Annotated in this window: 12 protein-coding genes and 1 pseudogene; 7 read left to right on the top strand and 6 right to left on the bottom strand. The window is 72.2% G+C overall.

What is annotated here, in order from left to right; genetic code table 11:
• Positions 1-55 precede the first annotated feature (55 nt).
• Positions 56-3,025, top strand: coding sequence for an SNF2-related protein (locus ACFVST_RS14745; protein WP_390150692.1), 2,970 nt, complete (start codon positions 56-58; stop codon positions 3,023-3,025).
• Positions 3,026-3,030: 5 nt separating this feature from the next.
• Positions 3,031-4,431 (top strand): SWF or SNF family helicase, encoded by a 1,401-nt coding sequence (locus ACFVST_RS14740; RefSeq protein ID WP_390150916.1) that lies wholly within the window; start codon positions 3,031-3,033, stop codon positions 4,429-4,431.
• A 67-nt stretch (positions 4,432-4,498) separates the two neighbouring features.
• On the opposite strand, the gene xylA is transcribed toward ACFVST_RS14740, so the two are convergent.
• Positions 4,499-5,665: a xylose isomerase gene (gene xylA, locus ACFVST_RS14735; protein ID WP_390150689.1), complete on the bottom strand. Its 1,167-nt coding sequence runs from the start codon at positions 5,663-5,665 to the stop codon at positions 4,499-4,501.
• Positions 5,666-5,872: 207 nt separating this feature from the next.
• Here xylA and xylB point away from each other — a divergent pair, with 207 nt between their 5' ends.
• The 4 genes from xylB (at position 5,873) to ACFVST_RS14715 (ending at position 10,304) form a co-directional block, all read left to right on the top strand.
• The gene (gene xylB / locus ACFVST_RS14730) at positions 5,873-7,315 is read left to right on the top strand and encodes a xylulokinase (protein ID WP_390150686.1); all 1,443 of its coding nucleotides are present in this window, start codon (positions 5,873-5,875) and stop codon (positions 7,313-7,315) included.
• Positions 7,316-7,390: 75 nt separating this feature from the next.
• On the top strand, positions 7,391-8,608 hold the full coding sequence (locus ACFVST_RS14725; protein WP_390150683.1) for an ROK family protein: 1,218 nt from the start codon (positions 7,391-7,393) through the stop codon (positions 8,606-8,608).
• 480 nt (positions 8,609-9,088) lie between these two features.
• Entirely contained in the window at positions 9,089-9,691 is a 603-nt protein-coding gene (locus ACFVST_RS14720) for an N-acetylmuramoyl-L-alanine amidase (protein ID WP_390150680.1), read from the top strand.
• Positions 9,692-9,794: 103 nt separating this feature from the next.
• Positions 9,795-10,304, top strand: coding sequence for a GNAT family N-acetyltransferase (locus ACFVST_RS14715; protein WP_390150677.1), 510 nt, complete (start codon positions 9,795-9,797; stop codon positions 10,302-10,304).
• A gap of 118 nt (positions 10,305-10,422) precedes the next feature.
• Here the strand turns inward: ACFVST_RS14715 and ACFVST_RS14710 are convergent, their stop codons facing one another.
• Positions 10,423-11,244: an SDR family NAD(P)-dependent oxidoreductase gene (locus ACFVST_RS14710; RefSeq protein ID WP_390150674.1), complete on the bottom strand. Its 822-nt coding sequence runs from the start codon at positions 11,242-11,244 to the stop codon at positions 10,423-10,425.
• A 134-nt stretch (positions 11,245-11,378) separates the two neighbouring features.
• Here ACFVST_RS14710 and ACFVST_RS14705 point away from each other — a divergent pair, with 134 nt between their 5' ends.
• Entirely contained in the window at positions 11,379-12,041 is a 663-nt protein-coding gene (locus ACFVST_RS14705; protein WP_390150671.1) for a TetR family transcriptional regulator, read from the top strand.
• A 28-nt stretch (positions 12,042-12,069) separates the two neighbouring features.
• Here the strand turns inward: ACFVST_RS14705 and ACFVST_RS14700 are convergent, their stop codons facing one another.
• The 4 genes and pseudogenes from ACFVST_RS14700 to ACFVST_RS14685 form a co-directional block, all read right to left on the bottom strand.
• Positions 12,070-12,264: a hypothetical protein gene (locus ACFVST_RS14700; protein WP_390150668.1), complete on the bottom strand. Its 195-nt coding sequence runs from the start codon at positions 12,262-12,264 to the stop codon at positions 12,070-12,072.
• Between the two features lie 560 nt (positions 12,265-12,824).
• Positions 12,825-14,708 (bottom strand): Na+/H+ antiporter NhaA, encoded by a 1,884-nt coding sequence (nhaA, locus tag ACFVST_RS14695; protein ID WP_390150665.1) that lies wholly within the window; start codon positions 14,706-14,708, stop codon positions 12,825-12,827.
• A gap of 210 nt (positions 14,709-14,918) precedes the next feature.
• A complete protein-coding gene (locus ACFVST_RS14690) occupies positions 14,919-15,110 on the bottom strand; it encodes a hypothetical protein (RefSeq protein ID WP_390150662.1) in 192 nt (63 codons plus the stop codon).
• A 200-nt stretch (positions 15,111-15,310) separates the two neighbouring features.
• Positions 15,311-15,494: pseudogene (locus ACFVST_RS14685) on the bottom strand (M56 family peptidase); the annotation flags it as partial.

The following is a 15,494-nucleotide window of genomic DNA, read 5'->3' as shown; positions in this document are numbered from 1 at the left end:
GTGGCGTCATGGTGTACCCTCGGCCGCCGGTCATCCAAGTAGTCAAACTTGACGAATGGAGTCTGTCCTGCCCACCACCTCCTCTCCCCCCGCTTTTCACTCCCCTCTCTCCGCTTCGTCCGATCCCGACGTCCTCCGTGAACTGCTCGGCTGTGCGGCCGTGTTCGAGCCCGCGGATCCGCCACGGCTGGGCACGGTGGCCTTCTGGCGGGCCGACGGCACCGCTCTCCCTGCCGTGCCCGGTGCCGCCGCCGCGTCGCTCACCGTGGTCCTGCCCGGCGAGGACGGCGTGCGGACCTCGGTCGTCCCTGCGGTGCGGGTGCCGATCGGAACGGCGGTGGTACCGCTGGCCCGCGCCCGTGCGGAGGGCTCGGCTCCGGCCGGGGGTTCTGAAGTGGTGCATCCGGCAACGGAGTTCTGGGGTGCGGCGGCGCTGCTCGCGCTCGGTTTCGCGGCGCGCGGACTGCTGCTGCCGGGGATCAGCGCCTCGGGCCACGACCTCTGGCGCTGCGCCCCGCTGCTCGCGGAGGAGCTGCGGGCGGTGGGTGGACTCGCCGCGGCCATGCCCGCCGCGGCACGTGCCGTCCCCCTCCCCGGCGCCCCGGGGGCGGCCGCCCACGCCCCCCGGCTGCCCCGGGCCGAGCCGCTGCTGCGGGCGTTTCTGGATGCGGTGGCGGACACCCTGCCGCGCTCTCCGGCCGCTGAACGGGCGGCGGGTGGCGCCTGCTTCGCCGCCGAGGAGCCGCAGCACCGTCCGGAACTGCGGCCCTGGGCAGACGAGTTGACGGCCGCGCACGACGCCGGGGTGCGGATCTCGCTCCGCGTCGAGGTCGACGGGCTGGATCCGGAGGGGTCCGGCGCCGAGGGCGAGGCGGCCGAAGTGCTGGACGGGCCCGGGGTGTTCCGCGTCGTCGTGCAGGTGCACCGCGCCTCGGATGCGGCGGTCGTCGCCGATGCGAGCGAGGTGTGGGCGGACCGCACCGGCGGAGCCACCGGCTTCGGTCCGGCCGATCGGATGACCGCGCTGGTCGCGGTCCGGCGCGCGGTCCACGCCTGGGCGCCCCTCGCTCCGCTGCTGTCCGCCGCCGTCCCGGACTCGGTGGAACTCGACGGGGAAGAGGTGACGGAGCTGCTGGGTGCCGGGGCCGGAGCGCTGGCGTCCGCCGGTGTCGCCGTGCACTGGCCGAGGGCGTTGGCCCGCGGGTTCACCACCTCCGCCGTCGTCGGCCCGGAGCCCGCGACCGCGCGGGGCGACGGCTCACCCTCGCTGCTGGGGCCCGAGTCGCTGCTCGCCTTCAACTGGCGTTTCGCGGTGGGCGGCGAGCAGCTCACCCGTACCGATCTGGACCGGCTCGCGGAGGCCAACCGTCCGCTGGTACGGCTGCGGGACCGCTGGATCCTGGTCGACCCGGAGGAAGTGCGCCGGGCACGGCAGCGGCGGGATCAGCGGATCGCGCCGGTCGACGCGCTGCGGGCCGCGCTGACCGGTACCGCCGAGACCGCCGTGGGCCCCGTCGAGGTGGAGGCGGAGGGCGCGCTGGCCGAGCTGCGGGCCCGCCTGTCGGAACCGGAAGGGGCGCAAGCGGTCGGTCAGCCTGCGGCCCTCACGGCCCGGCTGCGGGACTACCAGCTCCGCGGGCTGAACTGGCTGGCGCGGATGACCTCGCTCGGCCTCGGCGCCTGCCTCGCGGACGACATGGGCCTGGGCAAGACCATCACCCTCATCGCACTCCATCTGCACCGCCAGGAGTCCGAGGCCACCGCGGGCCCGGCTCTCGTGGTGTGTCCTGCCTCGCTGCTCGGCAACTGGCAGCGCGAGATCGAACGCTTCGCGCCGGGTACGCCGGTACGCCGGTTCCATGGTCCGCGCCGTTCGGCGGTTGACCTCGCTCCCGGCGAGGTGGTGCTGACGACCTACGGCACCATGCGGCTGGACGCCGAGGCCCTGGCCACGGCGGGTCCCTGGGGGATGCTGGTCGCGGACGAGGCACAGCATGTGAAGAACGCCTCGGCCGCCACCGCGAAGGCGCTGCGGTCCATCGGCTCGCAAGCCAGAGTGGCGCTCTCCGGCACCCCCGTGGAGAACAATCTGTCCGAGCTGTGGGCCGTCCTCGACTGGACCACCCCCGGACTCCTCGGTTCCGTCAGCGGCTTCCGGGCCCGCTACGCGGACGCGGTGGAGGGCGGCCGGGACCCGCTGGCGGCCGAGCAACTGGCCCGTCTGGTACGGCCGTTCCTGCTGCGCCGGCACAAGTCGGACCCGGGGATCGCCCCGGAGCTGCCGCCCAAGACCGAGACCGAGCTCGCGGTGTCCCTCACCCCCGAGCAGGCCGGACTGTACGAGGCGGTGGTCCGCGAGACCCTGGACCGGATCTCCGCCGCGGAAGGCCCCGCCCGGCGCGGGATGATCATCGCCCTGCTGACGGCGCTCAAACAGATCTGCAACCACCCCGCCCAGTACCTCAAGGAGGACGCTCCCCTCCTCACCGGTCGCTCCGGCAAGCTGGATCTGCTCGACGAACTCCTCGGCGCCATCCTCGCCGAAGGCTCCGCGGCCCTCGTCTTCACCCAGTACGTGCAGATGGCCCGGCTGCTGGAGACCCACCTCACGGACCGCGGCGTGCCCTGTCAACTCCTGCACGGCGGAACCCCGGTGGAGGTACGCGAGCGGATGGTGCGCCGCTTCCAGGACGGTGAGGTTCCGGTCTTTCTGCTCTCCCTCAAGGCGGCCGGGACCGGCCTCAATCTGACGCGGGCGGAGCATGTGGTGCACTTCGACCGGTGGTGGAATCCGGCGGTCGAGGCCCAGGCCACCGACCGCGCCTACCGGATCGGGCAGGACCGTCCGGTGCAGGTCCACAAGCTGGTGGCGGAGGGAACCGTGGAGGACCGCATCGCGGAGATGCTGGCCCGCAAGACGAGACTGGCGGACGCGGTCCTCGGCGGCGGTGGCGAGGGCGCCCTCACCGAACTCGGCGACGAGGAACTCGCCGCACTGGTCCGACTGCGCGGAGGCGACCGGTGACCGGCATGGACCTCGACGGGACGGACGACGACACGGTGACCGAAATGACCGAGCCCGAGCGGACGTTCGCCGCGCTCCCGCCTGCCCGCGGCCGGGGCTTCGCCCGCACCTGGTGGGGCCACGCCTGGCTGAAGGCCCTGGAGGACACGGCCCTGGACGGCACCCAGCTCAAGGCGGGCCGCGGACTCGCCCGGGCCGGAGCGGTGGGCGCGGTCTCGGTACGGCCCGGCCGGATCACCGCCATCGTGCGGGAACGCGACGGCAGCGCGCACCGTGCCGACGTACTGCTGCACCGGCTCGATGACGAGGGCTGGCGGCGCTTCCTCGGTATGGCGGTGGAGCGGGCCGGGCATGTGGCGGCACTGCTGGAACGGGAGATGCCGCCGCAACTGGTGGCGGACGCGGCCGAGGCCGGACTCGAACTCCTTCCCGGTATCGGGGAGTTGGAGCCGGAGTGCGAGTGCGGCGCCTGGGACCACTGCGCGCACACCGCGGCGCTCAGCTACCAGATGGCCCGCCTGGTCGACGAGGACTCGTTCGTGCTACTGCTGATGCGGGGGCGCGGTGAAGGGCAGTTGCTGGACGCGCTGCGGACCCTGCACGATCGCCAGGCCGAGGCGGTGGCGCACACCGAGGACGGAGGTGCGGCTCAGGCGGCGCAGGACGGTGTCGAAGCCGCGGCGGTCCTCGCCGCCGAACGGGATCTGCCGCCGCTCCCGGATCTCCCTCCGGACCCGGAACTTCCCGGCCTGCCTCCCCCGTTGGACATGGAGACGGGACCTGCGGCAGATGTCGAGGTGCCGGCGGTGGAGTTCCTTGGCCGGGCCGCCGCCGTCACCGCGTACGGACTCCTGGCGACGCTGCGCGCTGCCCATATCCCGGTCGGCAGTGGGCTGCACGAGGCAGCGGCGGGCCGAGCGGGGCTGACGGAACACGAGGACGCGGTACGACTGGCCGCCGCCGGGCGCGGTCGGCCGGCCACCGAGCCGGGGCCGCGGACATCGGACAGTGGAATGGAAGAGGTGATGGCACGGCTGGCGGCAGTGGGCGGACGTACCGGGTCCGAGCTCGAAGCGGCCGTACTGGCTTGGGAGTTCGGGGGCGTTGCCGGGCTTGAGGTGTGGGAGGAGCAGTGGGTGCCGGATGAGCGGGCGGCCGCGCTCGCCGTGGCGGCGGTGGCGGACGCCCGGTCGGAGGGCGAGGTCCCGGACCTCACCGCGTCCGGGAACCGCTGGACCACCGGGGACGGCCGTGTCCAGATCCGCTACGGCCAAGGCGGCGCCTGGTGGCCCTTCCACAGGCCGCGCCACACCGCGAACGGGACCTGGACCCCGGCGGGCGGACCCTGCGACGGACCGGGCGAGGCACTGTCCCGCGCCCTGGAGGAGGCGGAAGCGGAGCGGTAGGCAAAGCGTAGGAGGGTCAAACGAAGGGAGGTGAGGGGCAGGCGGGACGGCCGGTTAGGCGTGCGGTTCAGTCGCGGGCGGCCAGCAGGTGGTCCATGGCCAGTTGGTCCAGCCGCTCGAAGGCCATCCCGCGCTCGGCCGCCGCCGTCACATCGAACTCCTCGAACGCGCCCCGGTCCGCGAGCAGTCCCGCGAGACCGTCCTCCGCCGTGGGCCGCGCCAACTCGTCCAGCCGGGAGGCGCGGAGGGCCTCCTGGACCTCCGGATCGGCACGGAACGCGGCCGAACGCTCCTTCAGGATCAGATAGTTCCGCATACAGCCGGCGGCGGACTCCCACACTCCGGAGAGGTCCTCGGTCCGCGGCGGCTTGAAGTCGAAGTGCCGCGGCCCGGTGTAACCGGCCCGCTCCAGCAGGTCCACCAGCCAGAACGCCGCCCGCAGATCACCGGCCCCGAACCGCAGGTCCTGGTCGTACTTGATGCCGGACTGGCCGTTGAGGTCGAGATGGAAGAGCTTGCCGGCCCACAGTGCCTGGGCGATGCCGTGCGGGAAGTTCAGCCCGGCCATCTGCTCATGGCCGACCTCCGGGTTGACGCCGTACAACTCGGGGCGTTCCAGGCGCTCGATGAAGGCGAGGGCGTGTCCGACGGTGGGGAGCAGGATGTCGCCGCGGGGCTCGTTGGGCTTGGGCTCGATGGCGAAGCGCAGGTCGTAGCCCTGCTCGATGACGTACTCGCCGAGGAGGTCGAAGGCCTCCTTCATCCGGTCGAGGGCGTCCCGGACGTCCTTGGCGCCACCGGACTCGGCGCCGTCCCGGCCGCCCCAGGCCACATAGGTCCGGGCGCCGAGTTCGGCCGCGAGATCGATGTTGCGGATGGTCTTGCGGAGGGCGTATCGGCGGACATCGCGGTCGTTGGCGGTGAAGCCGCCGTCCTTGAAGACGGGGTGGGTGAAGAGGTTGGTGGTGGCCATCGGCACGACCATGCCGGTGGCGTCGAGGGCCTGCCGGAAACGCTTGATGTGGCCCTCGCGCTCCACGTCGGAGGAGCCGGCGGGGATCAGGTCGTCATCGTGGAACGTGACGCCGTGGGCACCGAGTTCGGAGAGGCGCCGCACCGACTCGACCGGGTCGAGGACGGGCCGGGTGGCGTCGCCGAAGGGGTCGCGGCCCTGCCAGCCGACGGTCCACAGGCCGAAGGTGAAACGGTCCTCGGGCGTGGGCTGAAAACTCATCACACGACTCCTCGCGTCCTCGCGTACTCCGATGATTTCGTCAGGTGGCTTTACAAATTAGTATGCGCGGGCGGCACTGGGAAGACAGCGGCGGGAATCGGGTAGCCCCCAGCGGACGATCCGACGCGGCGGCCACCATCCCGAACCTTCGCGGGGCCGGAGCCCGCAGCAGCCGGTCCGCAGGAGTCCGCAGGAATGGAGAACCTGATGTCAGCAGCCCAGGGACCACTCGTCGTCGGGGTGGACAGCTCCACGCAGTCCACCAAGGCCCTGGTCGTCGACACCGCGACCGGCGCGGTGGTGGCCTCCGGGCAGGCCCCGCACACCGTCACCTCCGGAAGCGGCCGCGAGAGCGACCCCGAACAGTGGTGGGACGCCCTGCGGACCGCGCTGCACCAGTGCGGAGCGCCCGCCCGGGAAGCAGCCGCGGTCTCCGTCGGCGGCCAGCAGCACGGCCTGGTCACACTCGACGCCCGGGGCCGTCCGGTGCGCCCCGCACTGCTCTGGAACGATGTGCGATCCGCGCCGCAGGCAGCCGAGTTGACGGCCCGGCTCGGCGGCGGCGAGGCGTGGGCGGAGCGCGTCGGCAGCGTCCCCGCCCCGTCGTTCACGGTCACCAAATGGGCGTGGCTGGTCCAGCACGAGCCGGAGTCGGCACACGCCGCCGCCGCGGTACGCCTGCCGCACGACTATCTGACGGGCCGCCTCACCGGTGACGGCACCACCGATCGCGGCGACGCCTCCGGCACCGGCTGGTGGTCCCCCATCACCGAGCGGTACGACGAGGAGATCCTCGGCATGGTGGGCCTCGACCCGGCGCTGCTGCCGCGTCTGGTGCCCCCGGGCGAGGCCGCGGGCACGGTGCGCGAAGCGGACGGTCTGCCGCTGGCGCACGGCACCCTGGTCGCGGCCGGCACCGGGGACAACGCGGCCGCGGCGCTCGGCCTGGGGGTGCGGCCCGGCGTGCCCGTCCTCAGCCTGGGCACCTCGGGCACCGTCTACGCGGTGTCCCGCCGCAGGTCCGCCGACCCCACGGGGACCGTCGCCGGTTTCGCCGACGCCCGGGGCGACTGGCTGCCGCTGGCCTGCACCCTGAACTGCACGCTCGCCGTGGACCGGGTCGCCGCCCTCCTCGGCCGGGACCGCGAGGCCGTGGAGGCGGGCGGTACCGCCACCCTGCTGCCGTTCCTGGACGGCGAGCGCACCCCCAATCTGCCGCACGCCTCCGGACTGCTGCACGGCCTGCGCCACGACACCACCCCCGGCCACCTGCTCCAGGCCGCCTACGACGGGGCCGTGCACTCCCTGCTGGGCGCGCTGGACCTGGTACTGGACGAGGAGGCGGACCGTTCGGCGCCACTGCTGCTGATCGGCGGCGGCGCCCGCGGGCAGGCCTGGCAGCAGACGGTACTGCGGCTCTCCGGCCGCCCCGTGCAGGTGCCGCAGGCACGGGAGTTGGTCGCATTGGGCGCCGCCGCCCAGGCCGCCGGGCTGCTCACCGGCGAGGACCCGGCGGCCGTGGCACGCCGCTGGGGCACCGCCGAGGGCCCGGTCCTGGCGGCGGTGGAACGGGACGAGGCGGCGCTGGACCGGATCGGCCGGGTCCTGTCGGGCGCGTCCCCCTTGCTGGACCGCCCTGCCTCCGACTGACCCGCGCTCACCGTCCAGGCCCGCGCAGTCCGCCGCAGTCCGCCGCAGTCCGCCGCCCCGAGGAGTACCCGCGGAATGACCGCTCCCCCGCACCAGTCCCGCAGCCGCACCCCTGACACCCAGCAGGGGATGCGGCGGCGCAATCTGTCCCGGGTGATGTACACGCTGGCCGCCGAGGGTCCACTGTCCCGTGCCGCGGTCGCCTCACGCATCGGCCTGACCCGGGCGGCGGTCTCCACCCTGGTCGATGAACTGCTGCGGTCGGGAATGCTGGAGGAGTTGGGTCCGGAGCGCCCCGGCCGGGTCGGACGGCCCGGCTCCGCACTCGGTGTCAGCGGCAGCGGGCCGGCCGGTCTGGGCGCGGAGATCGGCGTGGACCATCTCGCGGTGTGCGTCGTGGACCTGCGCGGTCAGGTACGCACCCGGGCCGAGCGGCAGGTCGGCAACCGCGGGCGGGACCCGCGGTCCGTGGTGCGGGATCTGGCGGCCCTGCTACGGCGGGCCGCCATCGAGGCGACAGCCGAGGAACTGCGGCCTGCGGGGCTGTCCGTCGCGGTACCGGGACTGGTCGGGCGGGACAGGGGCACCGTGGTCCGCGCCCCCAATCTGGACTGGCACGACATCGAACTCCCCGCCCTGCTCAGCGAGTTGATGCCCGATGAGATGCCGAAGGCACTTCCGGTGGCGGTGGAGAACGAGGCGAATCTGGGCGCTCTCGCCGAACTCTGGCTCGGCGAGGACACCCCCGGCGACTTCGTGCATGTGTCGGCGGAGATCGGTATCGGTGCGGCGGTGGTGGTCGACGGACGGCTGCTGCGCGGCACCCGAGGCTTCGCCGGTGAGCTGGGGCATGTCCCGGTGCGTCCCGACGGCCCGGCCTGCCCCTGCGGCAGCCATGGCTGCCTGGAGCAGTACGCGGGTGAGGAGGCCGTACTGCGTACCGCGGGCCTCGAATCCGGCGCCCATGCCCGGGAGTTGCTGGCGGAGCGGGCCGCGGCGGGCGACAAGCGGGTCCGCGATGCGCTGCACACCGCCGGAACTGCGCTGGGGGTGGCGCTCACCGGGGCGGTCAATCTCCTCGATCCGCGTCTTGTGGTGCTGGGCGGCGCCCTGGCCCCCCTCGCGCCCTGGCTACTGCCCGCCGCCGAGGAGGAGTTGGCCCGGCGCGGGGCGAGCCCCGCGCATGGGATCGCCGTCTCGCGGTTCGGGTCGCAGGGACCGCTGCTCGGTGCCGCCCATGCGGTGGTCCGCTCGGTGCTCGACGACCCAGCCGGAACATCCGCGACCATCTGAACCTTACTAACACTCCGTCATCGCCCGTTGCACACAGGGCTGTTCCCTCTTCCGGGTGACGAAGTTCTCCACAACTTCGCAGTTGTCCCCAGATCTTCCCCGCGCTCTTCCGCACCTACGTCCGGCGCTCGTACCGTATGCGTCGCCGGGCATCTCGGCATCAAAGTCGACGGTGCGTCACAGACCATGGAGGGGGGAACGCGATGCTGACGGATTCGAGCGGGGCGGACCCGGTCCTGCGAGGAGCGCGCGGCACCCTCATCACCGCCACCGATACGCCTCCCCCTCCGAGGGCCACCTCCCCGATACCCCAACTCCCCACGCAGCCAGTCGAGTCACCCCTCTTCGACAGCTCCGACGACTCCCGTACGACGGGGCTCCGCCGCGCACCACCCTGAACGTGCCGGGACTCTCCGCCGCTGAACCGGCAGGGTCCCGGCAGAGCACAAACAACAACCCCCCACGAAAGGCAGGGCACTTATGTCACCCGCCGAATTCCAGCCCGGCAGACGCCGTCTGCTCCAGGGCGCCGCGCTCGCCGCGGTCTCCACAGCGCTGCTGCCCGCCACCGCACGGGCCGCCGCACGGCCGAAGGCCGTGGACTACCCGCCGGCCGAATGGGTCCCGGCCAGCCCCTCCAACTACACCAAGTCCACCCGGCCCAACCAGTACGCCATCGACCATGTCGTCATCCATGTGACGCAGGAGACGTACCAGGACGCCCTGGCCATCTTCCAGAACCCGGCCAAGCAGGTCTCGGCTCACTACCTGGTGCGCTCCAAGGACGGCCACATCGCCCAGTGCGTCCGTGACAAGGACGTCGCCTGGCACGCGGGGAACTGGGACTACAACACCCGCAGCATTGGCATCGAGCACGAAGGCTGGGTCGACAAGCCGGAGTACTTCACCGACGCCCTGTACGAGCAGTCCGCACTCCTCACCAAGTCGATCTGCTCCACCTACGGGATCCCCATGAACCGGGAGCACATCATCGGGCACGTGGAGGTACCGGGCACGGACCACACCGACCCGGGCCCGTACTGGGACTGGAACAAGTACCTCAGGATGGTGAACCTGCTCTGACCCCGGGCCTCGGGCAGGCCCACACCACCTGCCCGGGGCACCTCCGCCCCTACTCGCTTCCCAGATGGATGCCGCATCGCCCCGAGTCCGGAAGGGAGGGCGGATGCAGCTACGTAACGTCTCAACTGCCGATGTCGAGGCCTACGTTCGAATGCGCTGCGATCCCGTCATGATGGCTGACCTGGGTGGGCCGCTGCCGCGTGCGGGCATGGCGGACAAGGTCCATCGGGACGCCCGGGAGGCAGCGGAGGACATCGCGTGGTTGAAGATGATCGTTCCCGATGCGACCTGCCCCGATGCGGTGGCAGGGATGGTGGCTCTCTGGGCCCACGACAGCGACGACGGACCGGTCTCCGAGATCGGTTGGATGGTGCTGCCCGAATTCCAGGGGCAGGGGCTCGGCAAGCTCGCCGTACGCACGCTGCTGGAACAGGCCGGGAGAGCGAACCGCTGGGGGCTCGTTCATGCCTTCCCGGCCGTCAACAACGCCGCGTCGAACGGCATCTGTCGCTCTGTCGGTTTCCAACTCCTCGCCGAGACAGCGGTGTTCTTCTCGGGGCGGCCCCTCAAGTCCAACCACTGGGTCATAGACCCGGCGCAAGTCCTGAGCTGATGTCAGTGATGATCTCCACCGCCCCACCTAGGCGAGTTCGTCGACGAGCAGCAGGGCGACGAGGCTGGCGGTCACGGCGCTTGTCCGTGCTGCGGACGCCAACCGTCGGTGCGGCCCGTCAGAAGTGGGTGCCGCCGTCGATGCGGACCTCGGTGCCGGTGATGAACGCGCCGTCGTCGGAACCCAGCAGGGCCACCACGGAAGCGACACTCTCCGGTCCCGCGAAACCGGCACCGATCGCCGGAGACAGCTTGGCGAAGAGGCTCATGTCCGCGTCCGCGGGCAGACCGGGGCCACGGCTCTGGCCGCTGGCGCCGGAGCCGTCGGTCATCCCGGAGGATATGGATCCGGGCTGCACGGCGGTGAAGCGGATGCCCTGCTTGCCGTACTCGGCGGCCAGCGCGTGCGTCATGGACTGGATCCCGCCCTTGCTCGCCGCGTACGCCGCCATATACGGGTGGGCGAACATCGCTGAGGTCGAGCTGAAGTTGATCACCGCGGGACCGTTGCCCTGGAGGAGGGCCGGTATCGACTCGCGGATCACCAGGAAGGTGCCCACCAGGTTGACCTGGAGGATGCGGGTGAAGTCGTCGAGCGAGGTCTCATGGCTGTGCGAGGAGCGGAGGATGCCCGCCGCGTTCACGACGACGTCGAGTCCGCCGAGGGTCTCGACGGCGAAGGCGACGGACGACCGTACGGAGGTCTCGTCGGAGATGTCCATGACGAGGGTGGTGAGGCGCTCGGCGACACCGGCTGCGGTGGCCTTCTCCACGGTGTCCCGCAAACCGGCCTCGCTGACGTCGGCGGCGGCGACCTGACCGCCCTCCGCAAGAATGCGCAACACGGTGGCCTGGCCGATGCCGGAGCCCGAGCCGGTGACGAGTGCCCGGCGCCCCTCGTAGCGATTGCCGTTCACGATCTGCTTCATGTTCTGGTCCATCACTCTGCTCTCCGTTTCGCACGATGCCCGGCGGCTCATCCCGAGCACACGACTGTCACCATACGCCTTCATTGCACGTTTTGCCATAGAAGCAAAACGTGACATCGGAGCTTGGCTAGGCCTATCCTTGACGGGTGACGCCGACCAGAGAGCCGACCCCCGAGCCCACGCTGACCGAGCGCCGTAGAGCGGCCACCCAGATCGAGATAGCCACCGCGGCAGCCCGGCTCTTCGCCGAGCGCGGGCCCGACGGCACCACGGCCGAGGACATCGCGCGCAGTGCGGGTGTCGCGCTGCGCACCTTCTACCGGTACTTCCGCAGCAAGCAGGACGCGGTCGGCCCGCTGCTGGCGGCGGGCGGCGACGCCTGGCGGGCGTTGCTGGCGGAGGCCGATCCCGACGCGGGTCTGCGCACCGCGCTGGAGCAGGCGGTCTTCGATGCTCTTGCCGAACCGGGAGAGCGCACACCGGATCAACTGGAGACCACCCGCGGCCTGTTGCGCGCCGCCCGGGACGACGCGGCGCTGAGGGCCGTCTGGTACAGGGTCAACCAGGAGTCGGAGGAGCGCCTGGTACCGGTTCTGACCCGGCTCGCGGGAGCGGACGCCGACCCACTGGAGGTGCAGTTGACCGCGGCCGCCGCCACCGACTCCATCCGCCTCGCCCTGGAGACCTGGGCGGGCACCGGTGACGCCCCGTCGAGCGGGCCTCGGGCACCGGCCGAGTTGGCGGTGCGCTGCCTGCGCCGGCTGACCGCGGGCATCCCGCTCCTTGACGAGAGACCGGCGGCGCGCTGACCTGAGCAGGCCAACACCCCTTCCCCGCTCAGGGGTTGAGCCGGCTGACCAGGTCCGCGGTGGCGACGAGGCCGTCCTGGATGGTGGGCGCCATGCTGGTACCCGCGAGCGAGAATCCGAGCAGGACACAGACCAGGGCGTGCGAGAACTTCAGCGCGCCGCTACGGAGGAACACCACCGCCAGGATCAGCAACAGCAGCACCGCGGAAATCGAAATCGCCATCTTCACCCTCCTGGGCCGCGACGGTTGAACCGGTTACGCCGTATTACGTCGGTTCCGCGGCTTTCGGCGGTCAGTGTGGCGCAGGACGGGGCCCGACCGGGCGAACGGCATGTCCTCCGAACGTGTGGGACGCCCGGCCGAGAGGTGACGCGCAGTCAACTGAGCGTCCATGAAGCGTTGGTGGGCTCCCACTAACAGGTGTGGGCGACGGTCTTGCGTCGGAGGTGAAAGTGACGGTGTCGTGCAGCCTGCGGCAGCTATTCACCGGCGGCGCAGGCTGGCCCCCCGGCACGGCAGCCCACAGCGCTCCCGCCCCGGGCACAGGCCCCCGGCGAAGCGGCCTGCGCCACGCGATGATGCGGCGCTCGAAGGCGATGCACGTGGTGGAGTGGGCGTAGACCTCGCCGCGGGTCGGGTCGTGCACAACGTCGGCTGTGCGGCCCCGGACCAGGATCTGCCCCGGGGCCGGGGGGCGGATGCCGGTCCATCGGCACGCCGAGCTGTCGCTCACCGGCGGCTCTCGCCCCCCCCTCGCCGCAGGCCGTGCGTTGGCCCTCGGCTCAGCGGACGACCGCTCGGGCGCGGGCGGTGCGTACCGCCGTTGTGAGGCCGGCCATGTCGTAGGCGCCGTGGTGGCGGAGGCCGTTGACGAAGAAGGTGGGGGTGCCGGAGACGCCGCTGAGGTCGGCGGACTCGACGTCCTCGGCGACGCGGCCGGCACCGGCGTGGGTGCGCAGATCGCGGTGGAAGCGCGGCACGTCCAGGCCGGCCTCCTCCGCGTAGCCCAGCAGATCGGTGGCGGTCAGGGCGCCCTGGTGTTCCAGCAGCAGGTCGTGCATCGGCCAGTAGCCGTCCTGGCGGGCCGCGGCCTCGGCGGCTTCGGCCGCAAGTTGGGCGTGCGGGTGGACATCGGTCAGCGGGAGGTGCCGCCATACGTAGCGCACCTCGCCGTCGCCCTCCAGCAGGGCCCGGACGACGGGTTCGGCGAGCCCGCAGTAGGGGCATTCGAAGTCGCCGTACTCGACCACGGTGACCGTCGCGGCTTGTGGGCCGCGGATGCGGTCGCGGGCCGGGTCGACGGGGACCGCGAGGTCGACGATGGACTCGGCGCGGCCGAGCAGTGCCCGCAGCCGGGTGCGCTTGGGCAGGGCCCGTACCAGTCGGATCACCAGCCAGGTGGTGATCGCGGAGCCGACGACGGCGCTCAGCACGCCCGTCTTGGCCTCTTCCAGGTGCCGGCCGCTGAAGGCGAGGGTGGCGATCAGCAGGGAGACGGTGAAGCCGACTCCGGCGATGGTGCCGCCCGCGGTGACCGCGCCCCAGCCGGCCGGGGGCCGCAGCCGGCCGCGGCTGACGGCGGTGGTGAGGGCCGCGGCGGTGACGATGCCGGCGGGTTTGCCGAGGACGAAGGCGCCGAGGATGCCGAGGGTGACGGGTGAGGTGAAGGCGTGTGCCAACTCCTCGCCGCCGAGCCGGATTCCGGCGTTGGCGAGGGCGAAGAGCGGCACCACCGCATAGCTGGTCCAGGGGTGCAGGAGCCGCTGCAACCGGTCGTTCGGGGAGATGGCGCTGGCCAGGCCCAGGCGTACGGAGCGTTCGAGTTCGGGGGTGGGTTGTTCGCGGAAGAGCCGGAAGAGTCCGCTGGCGCGTTCCAGGTCGGAGCGGGCCGCCGGGTAGGCGAAGGTGAGCAGGCCGAGGACGAGGCCGGTGGCGATCGGGTCGATCCCGGATTCCAGGAGCGCCACCCACAGCACGGCGGCGAGCAGCGCGTACCCGGCCGGGTGGCGCAGGCCCGCCGCCCGCACCAGCAGTATCGCGCCGAGGGTGGCGGCGGCGGTGAGCAGGGCGGGCAGGCTGAGGCGGCCGCTGTAGACGACGGCGATCACCACCAGCGCGACGAAGTCGTCCACGACGGACACGGTGAGCAGGAAGATGCGCAGGCCGGACGGCATCCCGCGGCCGACGACGGCGAGCAGGCCGAGGGCGAAGGCGGTGTCGGTGGACATGGCGGCGCCCCAGCCGTGGGCGGTGGCCTCGCCCGCGTTCACGGCTAGATAGATGGCGACGGGGACGGCCATTCCGCACACCCCGGCGACCAGCGGCAGTGCCAGGCGGCTGCGTTCGCGCAGCTCGCCCATGTCGAACTCACGGCGCGCCTCCAGGCCGACGACCAGGAAGAACAGTGTCATCAGCCCGCTGTTGACCCAGCCGCGCAGCGTCAGGTCGATGCCCCGGCTGCCGAGGCGCAGTGCCAGGTGGGTGTCCCAGAATCCGGTGTAGCTGCCGGGGGCCGCGTTGGCCCAGACAAGGGCGGCGAGCGCGGCGGCCACCAGGACGGCGGCGCTGCCGGTCTCGGTGCGCAGGAAGTCCCGCAGCGGCGTGTGCAGTTCGGCGCCGCGGGCGGTCTGCCCGCTGTAGCCCTCGCGGAAGGCGTGTCCGCTCACGGTGCGGACCGGTCGGGCGGAGGCAGGAGGGGGTGTGGCATGGCGGGGCGCCTCCCGGGACTCGCAGACTGCGTCACCGCCAGTCAACGGCTCCGGAACGCATCCCGCAGCCTGGGGAGGCTTCGGGCCGGGAAACTTCCGGAATCCCTGTCGCCGGGTACGGAGTGCACGGTCCGCCGGGGCCGCCGCGGTGGCGGCCCCGGCGAGCGGTCAACCGGCGGGTGCGGACTCTGACTGCTTTCCCGCCCGTCCCACGGCGACATGGAGTCTGCTGAAGTCGAGAGCCTCCCGTGCCTTCTGCTCGATCTGGTGCGCGGCCTGGCGCGCCTCGGCGACGACATCGCCGTGCTCCTCGACGAGCAGGGTGTAGATGGGCTCCGGCTTCGGGTGGGTGAGGTTCATGTACGGGTACTCCGGTGTCGCAGTGGTGCAGGTCGGCCATCCGCTACCCGTCTTCCGCGCCCCACACACGTGGACTACGTCACACTCGCGGGACCATGATCGATTTCCGGTCATGGAGAGGGGGCACGGAGCGGGGCGAGGGGCAACGGGCGGGGTCGTGGAAAGGCGGCGGGTGAGAAGGCGGTCTCGGTGGCGGCGGTTCAGGTGTGCTCCTCGCCCTGGGCGATCTCGATCCGGTGGTGGCAGTCGGACACCCCGTCCGCCGCGGCTGTGGCGGAGACCAGGGCGCAGGCCGCCAGCAGTACGGCGGTGATCTTCGCGGCTCGGGGCGGGCGGGGCGCGGTGCGGAGCAGGGCGGCCACCCGCTGGGGTACGGGTCCGGTG

Source organism: Streptomyces sp. NPDC058045 (assembly GCF_042885635.1).
GTDB lineage: Bacteria > Actinomycetota > Actinomycetes > Streptomycetales > Streptomycetaceae > Streptomyces.
Note: the sequence above shows the minus strand (reverse complement) of the source record. Positions and strands in the feature narration are given on the sequence as shown.

What these genes read in the sequence shown, in the direction of transcription:
- xylB (WP_390150686.1), top strand. Translation starts at nt 5,873, where the DNA reads ATGTCAGCAGCCCAGGGACCACTCGTCGTCGGGGTGGACAGCTCCACG.
- ACFVST_RS14720 (WP_390150680.1), top strand. Translation starts at nt 9,089, where the DNA reads ATGTCACCCGCCGAATTCCAGCCCGGCAGACGCCGTCTGCTCCAGGGC.
- ACFVST_RS14725 (WP_390150683.1), top strand. Translation starts at nt 7,391, where the DNA reads ATGACCGCTCCCCCGCACCAGTCCCGCAGCCGCACCCCTGACACCCAG.
- ACFVST_RS14715 (WP_390150677.1), top strand. Translation starts at nt 9,795, where the DNA reads ATGCAGCTACGTAACGTCTCAACTGCCGATGTCGAGGCCTACGTTCGA.
- ACFVST_RS14745 (WP_390150692.1), top strand. Translation starts at nt 56, where the DNA reads ATGGAGTCTGTCCTGCCCACCACCTCCTCTCCCCCCGCTTTTCACTCC.
- xylA (WP_390150689.1), bottom strand. Translation starts at nt 5,665, where the DNA reads ATGAGTTTTCAGCCCACGCCCGAGGACCGTTTCACCTTCGGCCTGTGG.
- ACFVST_RS14740 (WP_390150916.1), top strand. Translation starts at nt 3,031, where the DNA reads ATGGACCTCGACGGGACGGACGACGACACGGTGACCGAAATGACCGAG.
- ACFVST_RS14710 (WP_390150674.1), bottom strand. Translation starts at nt 11,244, where the DNA reads ATGGACCAGAACATGAAGCAGATCGTGAACGGCAATCGCTACGAGGGG.
- ACFVST_RS14700 (WP_390150668.1), bottom strand. Translation starts at nt 12,264, where the DNA reads ATGGCGATTTCGATTTCCGCGGTGCTGCTGTTGCTGATCCTGGCGGTG.
- ACFVST_RS14690 (WP_390150662.1), bottom strand. Translation starts at nt 15,110, where the DNA reads ATGAACCTCACCCACCCGAAGCCGGAGCCCATCTACACCCTGCTCGTC.